Below are 16,382 nucleotides of genomic sequence, written 5' to 3' on the forward strand. Positions count from 1 at the left end.
GTGAAACGGACGCGAGCACGTAGGCGTTTGTCCTACAAACGCCTACGTGCTGCTGATGGGTTATTTTAAAATCAATGACTTAGACATCATCACTTAGTACAAGCGTGATGCTAAATACGGTTAAAAATCGACTTTCATTGCATTAAATTCCAAAAATAGTTTAAAAATAATTAAAGTTTATCTACATAGTGTCGTTACATGGTGTCGTTAAATAGTGCCGTTACATCGGGCTGTCGCATCTCTGCCACCAATTGCAATTGCCCGTGCTCACTTTTTTTCATCTATTGACGCATTAACTTCACTAACGGCCCGCCTTAAAAAAACTTTAGGGGAAATTTAAAATATTTTTAAAAAAGTTCATAAACCATTGAATTTAAATAATAATAAAATTAAAAATATTTATTATTTGTAGAAAAAATGCATCTTTTCAAACAAAAAACATGCTACTGGACAAAAGAAAGGGGGGGATAAACCCTTTTATTCTCAAGATGTAATTGTCATGAGTTATCTAATAATTCAATCATCCACTAAGAGGTAATGAATAGTTAGAGATCATCATGGCTGAAGAAAGCGATTTAGAAAAAACAGAACAGGCCTCCCCCAAGCGATTAGAAAAAGCTAGGGAAGAAGGCGATGTGCCCCGCTCTCGCGAGTTGGCGGCATGTGCTGTGTTGTTTGCTTCTGGCTTGAGCTTAATGATGATGCAGCAACCTCTGAACACCGCATTAAAGCAATCGCTACGTTCCGGCTTAGAGTTTGACCGTACTGTAGCATTTGATCCTGCCGTACTATTAATGCGCGTCTCGCATACCGTATTCGATTTATTGATTGCATTTGCTCCACTGGCATTGGTACTACTTGCCGTTGCAGTTGCGTCTCCTATATTAGTAGGCGGCTGGGTATTCAGTAATAAAGCATTCGTGCCGCAATTCAATCGCCTGAATCCATTACAAGGCATCAGCAATATGTTCTCTAAAAATGCTGTGGTCGAACTTATCAAGTCCGTAGGCAAAGCCATCATCGTTGCTGGTGTTGCTTACTGGGTAGTCAGTAACGACTTAAAACCGATTCTGTCACTTTCTAATATGCCGCTAGAAGCTGGCATTGGTGAAGTAAGTGATTTAATGCTCTCAGGCTTCTTAACGATTGTGGCTGCATTGATTTTTATTGCAGCAATTGATGTGCCTTATCAGCTCTATCACTACGCTGAAAAACACAAAATGACCAAAGAAGAGATCAAACAAGAATCTAAAGAAGCCGAAGGTAATCCAGAAATCAAAGCCAAGATTCGCCAACAACAACGTGAGATGGCACGCCGCCGCATGATGTCAAAAATCCCAACAGCGGATGTGGTCATCACTAACCCAACCCACTACGCCGTTGCTGTGAAATACCAAGAAGCAGGCATGAGCGCACCGATTGTAGTGGCCAAAGGTGCAGATGCTGTTGCGCTTAAAATCCGTGAGATTGCCAAAGATAACAATATTGTCACGCTCGAGTCTCCTAAACTTGCCCGTGCCTTATATGCTCATACAGAACTAGATCAAGAAATCCCTGAAGCTTTATATGCGGCAGTGGCTGAAGTCTTAGCGTATGTATTCCAATTGCGTATGTTTAAACAACAAGGCGGCTACCAACCAGAAGTACCAAAAGCCTTGCCAGTACCTGATGCACTAGACCCACATAGCTTGATCCCAGCACCTAACTTAATGGCACAAGGAGGCTTAGCATGAACAACTTACCTCCATGGTTAGCCAATATGGGCGCACGTTCCGCTGCCGCACCAGTCATCATCATCATGCTATTGGCCATGATGATTTTGCCATTGCCAGCGATTATGCTGGACGTGTTCTTCAGCTTTAATATTGCGTTGTCTATCTTGGTCTTGATGATCGGTCTGCAAACTAGAAAAGCTTTGGACTTCATTGCTTTCCCTACTGTGTTGCTGATGACTACCATGTTGCGCTTATCCCTCAACGTGGCTTCTACCCGTGTAGTACTGACAGAAGGTCATACTGGCCCAGACGCAGCAGGTAAAGTGATTGAAGCGTTTGGCCACTTCTTGATTGGTGGTAACTATGCAGTGGGTATCGTGGTATTCATTATCCTCACCATCATTAACTTTACCGTGATTACCAAAGGTGCTGGCCGTATTGCAGAAGTCGGCGCACGCTTTACTTTAGATGCGATGCCAGGTAAACAAATGGCGATTGATGCGGATTTAAACGCTGGCTTGATTGGCGAAGATGAAGCACGTCGTCGCCGTACCGAAGTGGGCCAAGAATCTGAATTCTACGGCGCGATGGACGGTGCCAGTAAATATGTACGTGGTGACGCGATTGCTGGCATCTTGGTCATCATCATCAACATTGTCGGCGGGTTGATTGTGGGCATGGTGCAACATGACCTGCAGTTTGGCGATGCCGTTAAAAATTATACTTTATTAGCCATTGGTGATGGCTTGGTCGCACAGATCCCTTCACTCATTATCTCTGTCGCGGCTGGTGTGGTGGTATCACGCGTAGCCAACAACGAAGACATTGGCGGTCAACTGATTACCCAACTATTCAATAACCCAACTGTGATTTACCTGACTGCAGGCATTATCGGTGGTATTGGTTTGATTCCAGGTATGCCGCACTTTGCGTTCCTATTATTGGCTTCTATTTTGGCCGGTATTGCGTATGTGGTGGACAAACAAAAAACACAAGCAGCGCTTGAACCAGAAGTAGAAGCACCGGCAGAAGTGGTGACCGAAGTAGAAGAAGCCAGCTGGGATGATGTAGTGCCGGTCGATATCGTGGGCCTAGAAGTGGGTTACCGCCTGATTCCATTGGTAGATAAAGCACAAGGCGGTGACTTGCTTAAACGCATTAAAGGTATCCGCAAAAAATTCGCACAGGAAGTTGGCTTCTTAGCACCTACCGTGCATATTCGCGATAACTTAGAGTTACGCCCAAACAGCTACCGCGTCACCCTTAAAGGGGTTGAGGTAGCTACAGGTGAATCAAACTTTGGTCAGTTTTTAGCGATTGATCCAGGAACGGTGACAGGCCAATTAGAAGGTGCCGTAACGACAGACCCTGCCTTTGGTTTGCCAGCAGTGTGGGTAGATGCCAACATGCGTGACCATGCACAAGCCATGGGCTATACCGTGGTAGACGCTGGCACCGTGATTGCCACACATTTGAATCACATGATTTCGATGCACGCAGCCGAGTTATTAGGCCGTGAAGAAGTACAAAAACTCTTGGATCACGTAGGTAAAGAATCACCTAAATTGGTTGAAGACTTAGTGCCTAAACTCTTATCGTTCGCACTCGTACAAAAAGTGCTGCAAAACTTACTGACAGAAGGTGTGCATATCCGTGACATGCGTACTATTTTGGAAACGCTGTCCGAGCATGCAATCCAAACACAAGATGCTGGCGATTTGACTGCGCTAGTACGCGTGAAATTGGGTCGCGCCATTGTGCAAGACTTGTTCCCAATTGGTAACGAAGTGACTGCCATGACGTTAGACGGCAACCTAGAGCGTATTTTATTGCAAGCCTTACAAAACAATGCAGCCAACAATACATCTATAGAGCCAGGCATTGCCGAAGCCTTAGCCAGACAAGCCGAGACTGCCTCTAAACAACACGAACAAATGGGCTTAACGCCTGTGTTATTAGTGCCAGCGCCATTACGCGCAGCACTTGCAAAATTTTTACGCCGTTCCGTTCCACATCTTCGCGTGTTGTCACACGAAGAATTACCAGATTCAAAAACCATTCGCGTCACTAGTCTTATTGGAGGTCAAGCATGAACATTAAACGATTTTTCGGAAAAAACTCACGCGAAGCGTTGAGCATGGTACGTAAAGCCTTAGGCGAAGACGCGGTAATTATTTCTAACCGTGCCAGCAATGGTGGCAATGAGATTCTTGCAGTCAGCGAGGCAGACATGCACGCGATGGCTAACCAGTTCAGCCCACTCAGCGCAGATATGCTGGATAGCCCGACCATGCAGCTCCCACAAGAAACGTTTGAAGATGAAGAGGAAGAGGATTACGCGGATGCGCCTACCCTGCTTTCCATTCTCAATCAAAACAAACGTGCTGTGAAAGCACCAGAGTTTGTGCCAGAAAAACCCAAAGCAGTAATGCCGGCAGCCAAAGTTTCGCCTAGACAAGAAACTTCACCTAGACGCGCACCTATCGCACAACCCAGTTTTGATATGCAAGCAAATGACGATATGAGTGGCTTGTCTCACCAAGAGTTAAGTCAACAATTTAGCATGATGTTGAATGAAATGCGTGGCATGCGTAGCCGTGTGGAAACACAGTTAACGGCCATGGCATGGAACAACAATCTGCAACACAACCCGGTGAAAGCCAAAATATTGAGCACTTTATTAGCCGCTAACTTTAGCGCATCACTTTCTAGACAGTTGGCAGAAAAATTGCCGAATAGCCTAGAAATGAACCGCGCATTGGCTTGGATCAAAGGTGCATTGGCCAGAAATCTGGATACGATTAAAGACGAAAGCGAATTATTAGACCAAGGCGGCGTATTTGCTTTGGTAGGCCCAACTGGCGTGGGTAAAACCACTACTACGGCTAAATTGGCAGCGCGTTATGTCATGAAGCATGGCACACAAAACTTAGGCCTCATCACTACAGATGGCTACAGGATTGGTGGTCATGAGCAACTGCGTATCTACGGCAAGATTTTAGGCGTGATGGTCTATGCAGTGAAAGATGAAGCCGATTTGAAAATCGCCTTGAATGAACTCAAACACAAACACTGCATTTTGGTGGATACCGTAGGTGTGAGCCAACGTGACCGCATGGTGACAGAACAAATCGCCATGCTTTCTAAAATGAATGTGAATATCAAAAAATTGCTGTGCCTGAACGCTACTTGCACCGGTGAAACATTAACTGATGTGATCCGTGCCTATAAAGGCCGCGCGTTGGATGGCTGCATTATCACTAAATTGGATGAAGCCGCGACCATTGGCAATACCTTAGACGTCATCATCCGCGAGAAATTAAAACTGTACTACACCACGCACGGTCAACGCGTGCCAGAAGACATGCAAGTGGCCAACAAAGTAGAGTTGATTTCTAGAGCATTGACATTGAATTCGACCAGCTGGCCTTTCCAATACTTGGAAGAAGAATTGCCATTTGTGGTGGCCAATGTAGATAACTACGCAGATTACGTGAAAGCGACGGAGGTGAACCATGCTTAATGTGCCACAAGACCAAGCGGCTGGCTTACGTAGGATCATGGCGGCGCCTGCGCCACGTATTATTTCTATTATCTCGGCTGCCGCTACGCAAGATAAATCTCGTCTGATGACGAATCTTGCAGCATCGATCAGCGACCAAGGCAATAAGACATTAGTCATCCATGCCTCTAAAGAGTCTTCTGAGACTTATTATGGCATTAACGCCCTACCTACTTTGGTGGATACTGCCGGTAAAAAAATGGGATTAAACAAAGCCATTCATTTATCGCAACATGGTTTCTCCATTGCCAAAATGATGCAGAAAAGCCAATTGGATCAGATGTTGAATCACACCATGAGCGAATACTTAACCCAAGTATTTCATACCTTGGCCGATCAGTACGAGATTTTATTGGTAGACGCTTCACTCAATAAGGCTCATTTACTACCCATTAGTTTGCTCAACGATGGCGAAATTATTATCCAGCTCACGCGTCAGCCAGAATCGATTAAAGATGCGTATGCCATGATTAAAAAGGTCTACAGTCAATTAGGCCGTCGTCACTTTGGCATCATTGTGGACGATGCTACTGAACAGCAAGCCAAAGTGGTGTTTAACAATATTTCATCTGTGGCTAAACGCTATATGCGCATTGATTTAGAGTATTTTGGTGCGATTCCCAAAGATGATCACATAAGCAAAGCCTCGCAATTAGGCCGATCTGTCATCGATGCATTTCCATTGGCAACCGCCTCTAACGCGTTTAAGAAAATGGCACTTAAATTAGATTATAAGCACGCTACTCCTGCAGATTTTACGCCTGCACAATTTGCCTGAATTTAGGCCAGAGGTTATTTATGTATACAGTTACTGGTAAACACGATCAAAAAAGTGAAATGCTGACCAAGCATGCCACCATGGTGAAAAAACTCGCCTATCAACTCAAGGCAAAACTACCGCCCAGTGTTGAGCTAGACGATTTAATACAGGCTGGCATGATAGGACTGCTGGATGCGATTAACCGTTATGAAGACACGCATGGCGCGCAATTTGAAACGTATGCCGCCCAGCGTATCCGTGGTTCTATGTTAGATGAGTTGCGTAGCGCAGATTGGCTACCGCGTAGCATTCGCAAGAATATGCGTGATATTGAAGCAGCTATCCATCAGTTGGAACAACAACTTGGCAGAGCACCTTCAGAAAACGAGATTGCTAAAAAGTTGGATGTCTCGCTCAATGATTACTACGAAACACTGGGCGATTGCCAAGGCCATCAACTGGTGTATTACGAAGACTTTCATGATGATGAAAGTGGTGGTGAGCACTTTTTAGACCGCTATGTAGACGACGAGAACAGCGACCCGATCAAAGGCCTGCTGGAAAGTGATTTCCGTGATGCGCTCATTGAATCGATTGAAGCGTTGCCCGAGCGTGAAAAAATATTGATGGGACTTTACTACGAGCAAGAGCTCAACCTCAAAGAGATTGGTGCCGTCATGAACGTATCCGAATCCCGCGTATGTCAATTACATAGCCAAGCGGTTGGCCGCTTACGTGCACATTTGAAAGAAAGAGCATGGACTGGGGTAGTTTAGCTGGCCTAGCCATTGCCCTGCTCGCACTGGTTGTTGGCCAAGCGGTAGAGGGTGGGCAAATTGCCTCATTGGTACAGCCAGCTGCGCTGCTGATTGTGCTATTTGGCACTTGCGGCGCAGTATTGCTGCAAACCAATTATGCAAGCTTTATAGAAGGCGTAGTGATGGCGAAACATGTATTTATCACGCCACATGATGATCGCCGTGAGTTGGCTGCACGCATCAGCGCTTGGGCCACATATGCACGTAAAGAAGGCATTTTTATGTTGGAAAGTTATTTAGGCCGCGAAACTGATCTGTTCATTCGCAAAGGCTTACAACTGATGATCGACGGTACACCGCCTGACCGTATTCGTGAGATTTGTGCGATTGATATCCATTTTTATGAACTCAAACAACGCAATGCCGCCAAAATTTGGAGTGCAGCGGGTGGCTACGCGCCCACCATTGGCATTTTAGGTGCAGTAATTGGCTTAATCCATGTGATGGAAAATTTATCTGACCCCAGCAAATTGGGCAGTGGTATCGCAGTTGCCTTTGTCGCCACCATTTATGGCGTAGGCTTTGCTAACTTAGTGTTTTTACCCATCGCCAGCAAGCTTAAAGCCTTGATTACGCACGAGATGATGCGCCGAGAAATGCTACTGAATGCCTGGGTATCGATTGCACGCGGCGACCATCCGAAAATTGTGGAAGAGCGTTTGCAGTCTTACTTACACTGATGTGACGAATCATGATTAGAAGAAAACCACTGGACGATGATGACGATAACCCAGACCGCTGGTTAGTATCGTATGCAGACTTTATTACCCTGCTGTTTGCCTTTTTTGTGGTGATGTATGCCATTTCATCCGTGAATCTCAGCAAATACAATGCGCTGACTAACGCCATAGATACTGCATTTAGCGGCGATAGCGCACCAACAGTGCCACAGCAAAAAAAAATAGACGTAAAACCGCAACCGGAAAAATCGCTGATTAAACCATTACCACTGAGTTATTTGTATCAAGAGAAATCGAAACGTGAGCGTGAAAACATGGCTAAGTTAGGCGTTGATCTTTCTAACAAGCTTGCACTGATGATACAGGATGGTAAAGTACAAGTGATGCAAAATAACCGTGGCGTGCGCATCGATATTAACGATAGCGTATTGTTTAACTCTGGCTCCGCAGACCTTGCAGATTCTGCTGTGGAAATCATCAACGAAATCGCAGTGATTTTGAACGCCAACCAACGCTTGATTCAGGTAGAAGGCCACACTGACGATACGCCGATACATACACACCAGTTTTACTCCAACTGGGAGCTCTCCGCAGTACGTGCCAGTACAGTAGTACGCATGCTAAATGCAGCAGGCGTAGTAGAAACGCGTTTAAGCGCACTAGGCTACGGCGCCACCCAACCTATTAGCAGTAGTGACACCGAGTTTGGTCGGGCAAAGAACCGTCGCGTATCGATCATGATTTTGTATGAGACAAAAAACGAATTGCAAGATACGCTAGAAATTAAACCTCAAGAAATTAAACCTCAAGAAGTCAAACTGCAAGAAATCACACCACAAGTGCCATAACTGGCCTGCGTATTATTGTTTACTCAGCTTTAAAATTGCATTGAATTGCTCAATGGGCAATGGCTTACCAAAAAAGTAACCTTGGTAACGACGGCACCCATTGGTAAGCAAGAGTTCGCGCTGCTCATGGGTTTCTACCCCTTCCGCAATCACGCCGATGTACATACTTTGCGCCATGGCAATGATCGTACGCACAATCGTCCTATCGTGGCTATCTGTCACAATATCGCGCACAAAAGACTGGTCTATCTTAAGCTGATAGAGCGGTAACCGTTTTAAATATTGCAGCGATGAATAACCCGTACCAAAATCATCTAGCGAGAACTGCACGCCAACCTGCCCCAGCGCATTCATGTACTCTACGGTTTCTTCTACATTTTCCAACAACATGCTTTCTGTCAGCTCTAAGCGCAAATGCATCGCATCAATGCCATGTTTTTGTATGCTGGCTTTCACTTGCTGCACAAAATCCACTTGTCTAAACTGCTTGGCACTAATATTCACAGACAAAGTCAGCTCACGGGTATTGGGATCCGCCTGCCATGCTTTGATTTGTGCACAAGCGGTATCTAGCACCCATGTACCAATCGGGATAATCAAACCACTTTCTTCCGCCAGAGGAATAAACTCGGCCGGCGAAATCATGCCGCGCTCTGGGTGTAGCCAGCGAATGAGCGCTTCCGCACCAAATGGCTGTCCTAAATGATCGACTTGCACTTGGTAGTAGAGTTTGAGCTGGCATTCGTTGATGGCTTTTCTCAGCTCTGTTTCTAAACCCACCAATGCTGTGATGTTGGCTTGCATTTTAGGGTCAAAGAACCTAAAGGTATTGCGCCCTGCTTTTTTGGCCTGGAACATGGCAATATCAGATTGTTGCAACACATCCTCTGCATCCATTTTCTGCTGCCCAAACAGGGTAATGCCCACACTGGCGCTGCTATGATGTTTTTGCTTGGCAATCGTGAATGGTTTGTTCAGTACTTTTAAAATACGATCTGCGACAATTTCTACTTGCTTGGCCGCCTCAATCAACTCACTACTTAGGTTTTCGACCAGCACAACAAACTCATCGCCACCTACGCGTGCAATCGTATCGGCAGCTTGCAGATTGGCTCTTAAGCGATTGGCCACCTCTACTAACAGCATATCGCCTATATCATGGCCGCGTGAATCGTTCACCGTTTTAAACTGGTCTAAATCCAGATACATCAGCGCACTATTGGCCCCAGATTCAAGATTCATCGCCATGGAACGCTTGAGTTGCTCAAATAAGAATCTGCGATTGGGCAAGCCGGTGACGTCGTCATAATAGGCTAAGTGCGCAATCTTAGAAATGGATTCGCTACGCTCTAAGGCGATGCTGATCAGGCGCGCGGACTGCTCAATCAATATCATGTCGTACTCATCCGGCGCATGCGCCTCATGGTGATAAATGCCAAAGGCACCCAGCACATTGCCTTTTGCCCCAATAATGGGCTCCGCCCAACTGGAACCAATGCCATATTTCTGGGCAATTTCTCGGTTCTTAGTCCAGTAAGGATGCGTCATCACATCCTCTACAATCACCCGTTTTTTAATAAATGCCGCCGTACCAATCGAGCCCATTCCCATGCCGATTTTCATGCCTTCTAGTGCATCCACAAAGCCTTCTGGCAAACTTAGGGCAGATACTACTGTCAGTTGCTTTCCATTCTCCGCAAGCATGGCAATCAAACAAAACATAGAGGGATTGAGCTGTTCAATACCCGCTACAATACTATCTAAAAGCACTTGCAGGTTTTCTTCGCGCACCACCAGTTCCAGCATGCGACTTCTAAATTGCTCGTAATTTGATATCCGCCGACGGTTAGAAATATCTCTGGCAAAACCCACTGTACCCACGACTTTGTCTTCTACAATGACTGGCGATTTGTAAGCTTCAAACCATAAACGATTACCTTCCACCTCTATAATTGCATCCAGCGTCTTGGGCTCACGGCTAATCATGACCGCTTTGTCCTGAGATCTATAAGAATCAGCCAAATCAGGCGGCCAAAAATCTGAATCGGTTTTGCCAATCACCTGCTCTAAAGTATCGGCACCGCATGCATGCAAAAACGCCTCATTCACGGTTAAGAATCGACTATCTTTGTCTTTTAACCAGACCATGAATGGGAAATTATCCAACAAAGAACGTTGATACGCTTCTTTCTGCCTCAGCTCAAAATCGGCCTGCTTGCTGGCGGTAATATCAAACAACGTCATTCTGACCATCGCATGGTCTTCAGTCACATGCGTACGTACGCATGTAAGTTTTACATCAACATGTGTCCCAGTTTCTTCGTCTGCTAACCCAATCTCAAATGCCAGCTCTGCGCCCTCTTGCAACGCTTTTAATGCAGCAAACTGTGATTGCCAATACTTTTTATCTTGCTGCGCGACATAACGTGCAAAGCGCTCTTTACCTAGTTCTTTGCGCTTAATACCAAGAATAGACCTAGCTTTCCAATTGGCTTCTGACACCATGCCTTGCTCATTGACTGTTAAATAGCCAATCGGGGCAAACTCGTACAAATCCACATAACGCTCACTAGACTCCAATAATGCATGCTGGGTTTTACGCAGTTTCTCTTGTTCTTGTTTACGTTCAGTAATAATGTCAAATACACCCAGTAGGCCAATAATCTCATTACGCGCATTGCTGAGTGGCACTTTGGACTTCAGTGCCCAATCATGTTTGCCTTGGCCATTGGTGACTTCTTCCTCGTAAAACAACTTAGGCACACCCGCGGCCATAATCGCAGCATCATCCTGCCTAAATTTTTCGGCATGCGCTGACGGAAAAAAGTCCTCATCACTTTTCCCATAAATTTCAGAAGGGTCGCTTAAGCCCATTTCTAAGGCAAATGCTTTGTTGCAGCCTAAATAACGTGAATGTTTGTCTTTCCAAAAAATTCTCGATGGCGCAGCATCAATCACGGTAACCAATAAATAACGAGACTCTTCAATGGCATTGTGCAGTGCGTTTTGTTCTGTAATGTCTCGGATCACACACACAAAATTGCTGGCTGCATTATATTCATCCAGCACCGGCGTGATGGTGAGCTCGTTCAGGAACGGGTTTCCCTCTTTGTGATAGCTGATGACTTCCCCAGAGAAAGAGAGATTCTGTGTAAGTAGTTGCTGAATTTCTAATAAGGCATCAGCATTGGTATGCGCCGAGTATAAAAAATCCAAATGCTGCTCTTGCAAATCACTCAGCAAGTAACCAGTGATTCTAGTAAACGCATCATTGACCGCTACAATTTTCCGGTTAGCATCGGCCACCAATACACCCTGAGAGATGGCACGGAAAGCATAGGCATCAATCCGCAGCTTCTCTTGTGTTTTTTTCTGTTCGGTCACATCGCGCACCAACACAACATAGGTGTGCGCATCATCGTCTTTTACATTATTTACCACAGACAACTCAAACCAGCGTTTACCTTGCAAAATCTCCAAACTAAAATGCTTATCTTGAGAGCGTCCGTGCTGCTTAGCTTCTTGTATGGCGGCTAAAATCGCTTCACAAGCCTGCGATGGCAGAAACTCATGAATGGGTTCGCCCATAAAAGCATTTGGCGAAGCGGCCAACAGCTCTTGCGAGGCCGAATGCACCAATAGGCAAATGCCATGCTCATCGGATTCAAACAACAAATCCGGAATGGAACCCAGTTTTGCGTGTAATGCAATGCCACCCATGATGGCCGCTTCTTTTAGCTGTTTATTCTCGGTAATATCTTTGATATAACCGGTCCACAATATACTGCCATCCGGCTCTAACTCAGGCGTAGAGTTGCCAAACAGCCAACGTACCCTGCCATCTGGCAAATGCACACGGAACTCGCACTGCCAAGCAGACAACTGTTGTGCAGATTGGCGGCCAGCTAATATAAAGCGATCGTAATCACGTGGGTCAATGCGCGTAAGCAATGCGCTGGCATCGTCTTTCACATCGTCAGGGTTAAGCGCAAACAGCTCTTTGATTTGTGGACTGGAGAATGGAATACTGGTGGATTTATCAGACTTCATCCGAAATTGATAAATCATACCTTGTAAGTGCAGGGTGATTTTTGAAAGCAGGTCTAAAGCGTGTTTGCCAGCTTTATCCACAGATGGGTCAGTAGGTTCCATATTCAACTTTCAATCTAATCAAGTCAAACGGATTTCTACTTGCTGCAATTGATAAGCCTACTTGTGTCAAGCCCATTTAATCTAGAAAACCACACGTATGTTCAAAAGCAACGATGTTCAACTTATTGTTTTTATTGTATAAACATACACTTATTGATGTATATTTATGGAGTAGATTTAAAGCAGAATGATGCTAACATTCTTGATGGTTGTCAATTGATTTGTAAAACTTTATTAAACAACGAGTGAGCTGCGCAGATAATGCTGTGATTTAGCTTGACCGTTTTTACCGTAGGTATCTGTGCGTACAGATTCGCCTTGTAAATGGCCTAACACCTGTTGATTGCGATTGAAATGTTTATTGATGAGTACGCCGTTTAATCGATTCAATTCTTTTGCTTGCACTAAAGCCTTCTGAAAAGTTTCCCAAGCGCGGTTCAATATTGGCTTGGCTTGCGCTTTTAGCCATTGTGCCATGCCTTTTTCATTCGCTTCGTAGCCTTGCTGTGCCAATGCATCATAGCGATTCTTAGCTGCAACGCTCAACTGCTGCAACAGCACCAAACGTTTATCAATCAGTTGTTCGATTGCATCAATGTCAGACACCACTAATGCAGCCTGCTCTTTTTGCAAATCAGACAATAGTTGATTCACCAATAAGGCATCTTGTTCAAACGTGATTGCCGAACGTGATGCTTGTGCTGCTGATGATGGTGCGTGCATAAGTAACCTCGATTTATTTGTTTTTCAGCAAATCTTTCACAGTATCAATCAAGCCATCCGCTACTTTCTCTGAATTGACTTTAAATTGACCACTTTCAATCGCCGATTTGATGGCATTGACTTTTTCTGTATCAAACACGCCAGAAGTGGAGACTTCTGAAGCAATTGCTTGCAGTTGTACAGACATAGGAGACAAGGTGACATTTTCGCTTGATGCAGCCGCGACTGTAGACTTGTTGTCAGCTACACCACCTGTACTGGAACGCTTGCCAGCACTTGCTTTGTCAGCACTCAGTGTATCTACACCGTGCTCCAGTTTGTTTTTGATGGAATCATTAATTTTCATGGTGAAATCCTTTTCGCGAAACACTATGCTCAATCTGCCTAGGTAATCTATGTATTGATTAATACATCTCTATATGAGTGGTATCGGCATAGTTTAAGCGAACTTTAATCCTTTGTGATGATTTTTTTAATTCCCACTAGTTTAACTTAAATTTTAAAAATTAAACTTTTTAATTCAACATATTAAATAAACTTATTAATAGTTTACTTCAACTTTTCCACCGGTACGGGCAATGCCTGAAATGTACTGCCCATTACTGACTTTAACCTGTACTACCTGACCATCACTGGCCTTTGCCATGGCTTGACCTTCTGCTGAGACAGAAAACCCCTGTCCTTGCGAGATCACCATCACCATTTGCCCCTGCTGCACTACCGGGCTGGCTTTTAACATGTCTTGTCGTAGCACAGTGCCTGCACGCATGGAGATGTTTGCGGTACGTCCAACAGCTTGACTGGCTTCTGTGAAAATACCCGCTGGCAATTGCGTTAAATCACCAGTCTCAAACATCATGTCTTGTGCAGTAATTTGCTGACCTTGCACTAATGGATTTACAGCGACCAAATATTGCGCTTGTACGCTCACAGTTGCTTGCACATAAATCGTCCACTGTGGTGATGAGCAACGCACACCCACGCTGGTCTTGCCCCATGGGCGACTGCCACTGGGAATAAATACATTAACGTCACCACATGCGGCTAACTTGAGGTTAGGATCAATGGCACCGGCTTTGATATCGACTTTGCCAGGGTACCCGACCGTTTGCACGGCTAAGAATGCAATGATTTTTTCTTTGAGTAGGGCTAGATTTTGTTTGTTGGGTACTTGCTCATAGGCTGCCACGCGGGCAGCCCCCGCCTCTTCTGCAAAAGATAATGGACTCACCATCATGCAAGCCGCGCTACAAACGCATGTCAACCACATGATTTTAAATGACTTTCTACTGATCATTTGCATAATCAACATCCATATCTACATTGAATTAATGATGCATTCTACGCATTTGCCGTACAACTAAAGGCAAGAAAAGGACGGGTTTTATCCGTTTACTTGCAAAATCAAATAGCAGGTATGCGTCTTAAACTTACGGCAAGACTGATACAAGAATACCCAATAAATAGGCATAAGCGCTTACTCGGTGTTCGATGGAAGGAATTGCAGATGTTAAATAAATTAGATGCAGCTTTAAGTTTTCACCAAAACGCGCTACGGGTGCGTAGCCAACGCCAAGAAGTGATTGCGGCCAACATTGCCAATGCGGATACGCCTAATTATAAGGCGCGGGATATTGATTTTAAATCAGCCATGCAGAACGCACTGACGCAAGGCAGCCAGATACAAGGCGCGGTAAGCGATGGCTTGAGCAAAACCTCATCCATGCATATCAATGGCGCAGGTAACAATACATCTGCCGGACCCAATGAGCCGCTGTTCAGGCCGATTATCCAAGGCAGCGTGGATGGCAATACGGTTGATATGGATGTGGAGCGTAATCAATTTGTAGATAACGGCCTGCGTTATGAAGCCAGCCTGACCATGATTAACGGTCAGATTAAAAAGATGCTTACGGCCATCACCGGCCAGTAATTTTCCTTTATAAAGGAGTGAATGATGTCTTTATTTAACGTATTTAATATTTCCGGTTCCGCCATGAGCGCGCAATCGCAGCGCTTAAACACAGTCGCCAGTAATTTGGCCAATGCCGATAGCGCCACCAGCGCCAATGGCAAACCTTACAAAGCCAAGCAAGTCGTGTTCAGCGCAATACCCAGCGCCTCACCTGCTGCCAATGGCGTTAAAGTCAATAAAGTGGTTGAGGATAACTCGCCTGGCAAAGTGGTGTACGACCCCAAGCATCCACTAGCAGATGAAAAAGGCTATGTGACGATGCCGAATGTGAATGTGACCGAAGAAATGGTCAACATGATTTCGGCCTCTCGTGCTTACCAAAACAATGTAGAAACCATGAATGCGGCTAAAACAATGCTGATGAAAACACTCAGCCTTGGCCAATAAATATTACTGATCCATCTAGCCCTATTTAGACAAGGAAACCCAAATGACAACCGTACAAACCAATGCACCGTCTCAAACGTTATTAGATAACGTCAATGGTACTAAAAAGACCAATACCTCGACCGTAGGTGATGTTCAAGATCGTTTTATGACGCTGCTGGTGACGCAGATGAAAAACCAAGACCCTTTGAACCCAATGGATAACGCGCAGGTCACCAGTCAAATGGCGCAGCTATCTACTGTGACGGGCATTGATAAATTAAACGAAACCATGTCGGCATTAATTTCAAGCGTACAAGTGGGTCAGTCTTATCAAGCCTCCGGCATGATTGGGCACAATGTATTGGTCTCCGGCAACACGCTATCCACAGAGGGCGCAGGCGCTTACTTTGGTGTGGAGCTACCGGTTGGGGCAGACAAATTATCTATCACCATTAAAGATGCTGCAGGCAACACTGTGCGTAATGTTGAACTAGGCGCACAAAGCGAAGGCACTTTACCACTGACTTGGGATGGCAAAACCAATGATGGCGCCGTTGCAGCCACTGGCGATTACAAAATTGAAGTAAGCGCCACAATTGGCGGCCAAGCCGTAGATGCCGCTGCACTCAGCTACGCCAAGGTATTAAGCGTTTCTAACATCAATGGCGGCATTAAGCTCAATTTAAGCAATAACAGCTCAGTCAACACGGCTGATGTGAAAGAGATTTTTTAGTCATTAAGTTTGTGTCACCCACCCATATTTATTTGTATCAGTTTTAG

General features: G+C 45.1%; 14 protein-coding genes. 10 read left to right on the forward strand and 4 right to left on the reverse strand.

Features of this window, described 5'->3' with window-relative positions:
- Positions 1-557 precede the first annotated feature (557 nt).
- From flhB to motD, 7 genes are read left to right on the forward strand one after another with little or no spacing between them, the layout of a single operon-like run.
- Positions 558-1,733: a flagellar biosynthesis protein FlhB gene (gene flhB / locus FG11_RS06060; protein ID WP_020182162.1), complete on the forward strand. Its 1,176-nt coding sequence runs from the start codon at positions 558-560 to the stop codon at positions 1,731-1,733.
- Entirely contained in the window at positions 1,730-3,808 is a 2,079-nt protein-coding gene (gene flhA / locus FG11_RS06065) for a flagellar biosynthesis protein FlhA (protein WP_025224425.1), read from the forward strand. The genes flhB and flhA overlap by 4 nt, the downstream gene beginning before the upstream one ends.
- The gene (gene flhF, locus FG11_RS06070; RefSeq protein ID WP_047533816.1) at positions 3,805-5,238 is read left to right on the forward strand and encodes a flagellar biosynthesis protein FlhF; all 1,434 of its coding nucleotides are present in this window, start codon (positions 3,805-3,807) and stop codon (positions 5,236-5,238) included. Before flhA ends, flhF begins: the two co-directional genes overlap by 4 nt.
- On the forward strand, positions 5,231-6,055 hold the full coding sequence (locus FG11_RS06075) for a MinD/ParA family ATP-binding protein (RefSeq protein WP_047533818.1): 825 nt from the start codon (positions 5,231-5,233) through the stop codon (positions 6,053-6,055). The genes flhF and FG11_RS06075 overlap by 8 nt, the downstream gene beginning before the upstream one ends.
- Before the next feature lie 20 nt (positions 6,056-6,075).
- Entirely contained in the window at positions 6,076-6,813 is a 738-nt protein-coding gene (locus FG11_RS06080; protein ID WP_020182166.1) for an RNA polymerase sigma factor FliA, read from the forward strand.
- Positions 6,795-7,535: a flagellar motor protein gene (locus FG11_RS06085; RefSeq protein ID WP_020182167.1), complete on the forward strand. Its 741-nt coding sequence runs from the start codon at positions 6,795-6,797 to the stop codon at positions 7,533-7,535. Before FG11_RS06080 ends, FG11_RS06085 begins: the two co-directional genes overlap by 19 nt.
- An 11-nt stretch (positions 7,536-7,546) precedes the next feature.
- Positions 7,547-8,383 (forward strand): flagellar motor protein MotD, encoded by an 837-nt coding sequence (gene motD, locus FG11_RS06090; protein ID WP_047533819.1) that lies wholly within the window; start codon positions 7,547-7,549, stop codon positions 8,381-8,383.
- A gap of 12 nt (positions 8,384-8,395) precedes the next feature.
- Here the strand turns inward: motD and FG11_RS13250 are convergent, their stop codons facing one another.
- The 4 genes from FG11_RS13250 to flgA form a co-directional block, all read right to left on the reverse strand.
- Positions 8,396-12,535 (reverse strand): EAL domain-containing protein, encoded by a 4,140-nt coding sequence (locus FG11_RS13250; RefSeq protein WP_052184962.1) that lies wholly within the window; start codon positions 12,533-12,535, stop codon positions 8,396-8,398.
- Positions 12,536-12,769: 234 nt separating this feature from the next.
- Positions 12,770-13,258 (reverse strand): flagella synthesis protein FlgN, encoded by a 489-nt coding sequence (locus FG11_RS06100; protein WP_020182170.1) that lies wholly within the window; start codon positions 13,256-13,258, stop codon positions 12,770-12,772.
- 13 nt (positions 13,259-13,271) lie between these two features.
- On the reverse strand, positions 13,272-13,604 hold the full coding sequence (gene flgM / locus FG11_RS06105; RefSeq protein ID WP_020182171.1) for a flagellar biosynthesis anti-sigma factor FlgM: 333 nt from the start codon (positions 13,602-13,604) through the stop codon (positions 13,272-13,274).
- A 195-nt stretch (positions 13,605-13,799) separates the two neighbouring features.
- Positions 13,800-14,495 (reverse strand): flagellar basal body P-ring formation chaperone FlgA, encoded by a 696-nt coding sequence (flgA, locus tag FG11_RS06110; protein WP_235276350.1) that lies wholly within the window; start codon positions 14,493-14,495, stop codon positions 13,800-13,802.
- Positions 14,496-14,765: 270 nt separating this feature from the next.
- Here flgA and flgB point away from each other — a divergent pair, with 270 nt between their 5' ends.
- From flgB to FG11_RS06125, 3 genes are read left to right on the forward strand one after another with little or no spacing between them, the layout of a single operon-like run.
- Complete coding sequence (flgB, locus tag FG11_RS06115; protein WP_047533821.1) at positions 14,766-15,191, forward strand: flagellar basal body rod protein FlgB; 426 nt, start codon at positions 14,766-14,768, stop codon at positions 15,189-15,191.
- Positions 15,192-15,215: 24 nt separating this feature from the next.
- Positions 15,216-15,620 (forward strand): flagellar basal body rod protein FlgC, encoded by a 405-nt coding sequence (gene flgC, locus FG11_RS06120; RefSeq protein ID WP_020182174.1) that lies wholly within the window; start codon positions 15,216-15,218, stop codon positions 15,618-15,620.
- A 43-nt stretch (positions 15,621-15,663) separates the two neighbouring features.
- Positions 15,664-16,335 carry a flagellar hook assembly protein FlgD gene (locus tag FG11_RS06125; RefSeq protein ID WP_020182175.1) on the forward strand — a complete coding sequence of 224 codons (672 nt, stop codon included), beginning with the start codon at positions 15,664-15,666 and terminating at the stop codon, positions 16,333-16,335.
- Positions 16,336-16,382 lie beyond the last annotated feature (47 nt).

It is taken from the genome of Methylotenera sp. N17, assembly GCF_000799155.1.
Taxonomy (GTDB): Bacteria; Pseudomonadota; Gammaproteobacteria; order Burkholderiales; family Methylophilaceae; genus Methylophilus.

What these genes read in the sequence shown, in the direction of transcription:
- flhB (WP_020182162.1), top strand. Translation starts at nt 558, where the DNA reads ATGGCTGAAGAAAGCGATTTAGAAAAAACAGAACAGGCCTCCCCCAAG.
- flhA (WP_025224425.1), top strand. Translation starts at nt 1,730, where the DNA reads ATGAACAACTTACCTCCATGGTTAGCCAATATGGGCGCACGTTCCGCT.
- flhF (WP_047533816.1), top strand. Translation starts at nt 3,805, where the DNA reads ATGAACATTAAACGATTTTTCGGAAAAAACTCACGCGAAGCGTTGAGC.
- FG11_RS06075 (WP_047533818.1), top strand. Translation starts at nt 5,231, where the DNA reads ATGCTTAATGTGCCACAAGACCAAGCGGCTGGCTTACGTAGGATCATG.
- FG11_RS06080 (WP_020182166.1), top strand. Translation starts at nt 6,076, where the DNA reads ATGTATACAGTTACTGGTAAACACGATCAAAAAAGTGAAATGCTGACC.
- FG11_RS06085 (WP_020182167.1), top strand. Translation starts at nt 6,795, where the DNA reads ATGGACTGGGGTAGTTTAGCTGGCCTAGCCATTGCCCTGCTCGCACTG.
- motD (WP_047533819.1), top strand. Translation starts at nt 7,547, where the DNA reads ATGATTAGAAGAAAACCACTGGACGATGATGACGATAACCCAGACCGC.
- FG11_RS13250 (WP_052184962.1), bottom strand. Translation starts at nt 12,535, where the DNA reads ATGGAACCTACTGACCCATCTGTGGATAAAGCTGGCAAACACGCTTTA.
- FG11_RS06100 (WP_020182170.1), bottom strand. Translation starts at nt 13,258, where the DNA reads ATGCACGCACCATCATCAGCAGCACAAGCATCACGTTCGGCAATCACG.
- flgM (WP_020182171.1), bottom strand. Translation starts at nt 13,604, where the DNA reads ATGAAAATTAATGATTCCATCAAAAACAAACTGGAGCACGGTGTAGAT.
- flgA (WP_235276350.1), bottom strand. Translation starts at nt 14,495, where the DNA reads ATGATGGTGAGTCCATTATCTTTTGCAGAAGAGGCGGGGGCTGCCCGC.
- flgB (WP_047533821.1), top strand. Translation starts at nt 14,766, where the DNA reads ATGTTAAATAAATTAGATGCAGCTTTAAGTTTTCACCAAAACGCGCTA.
- flgC (WP_020182174.1), top strand. Translation starts at nt 15,216, where the DNA reads ATGTCTTTATTTAACGTATTTAATATTTCCGGTTCCGCCATGAGCGCG.
- FG11_RS06125 (WP_020182175.1), top strand. Translation starts at nt 15,664, where the DNA reads ATGACAACCGTACAAACCAATGCACCGTCTCAAACGTTATTAGATAAC.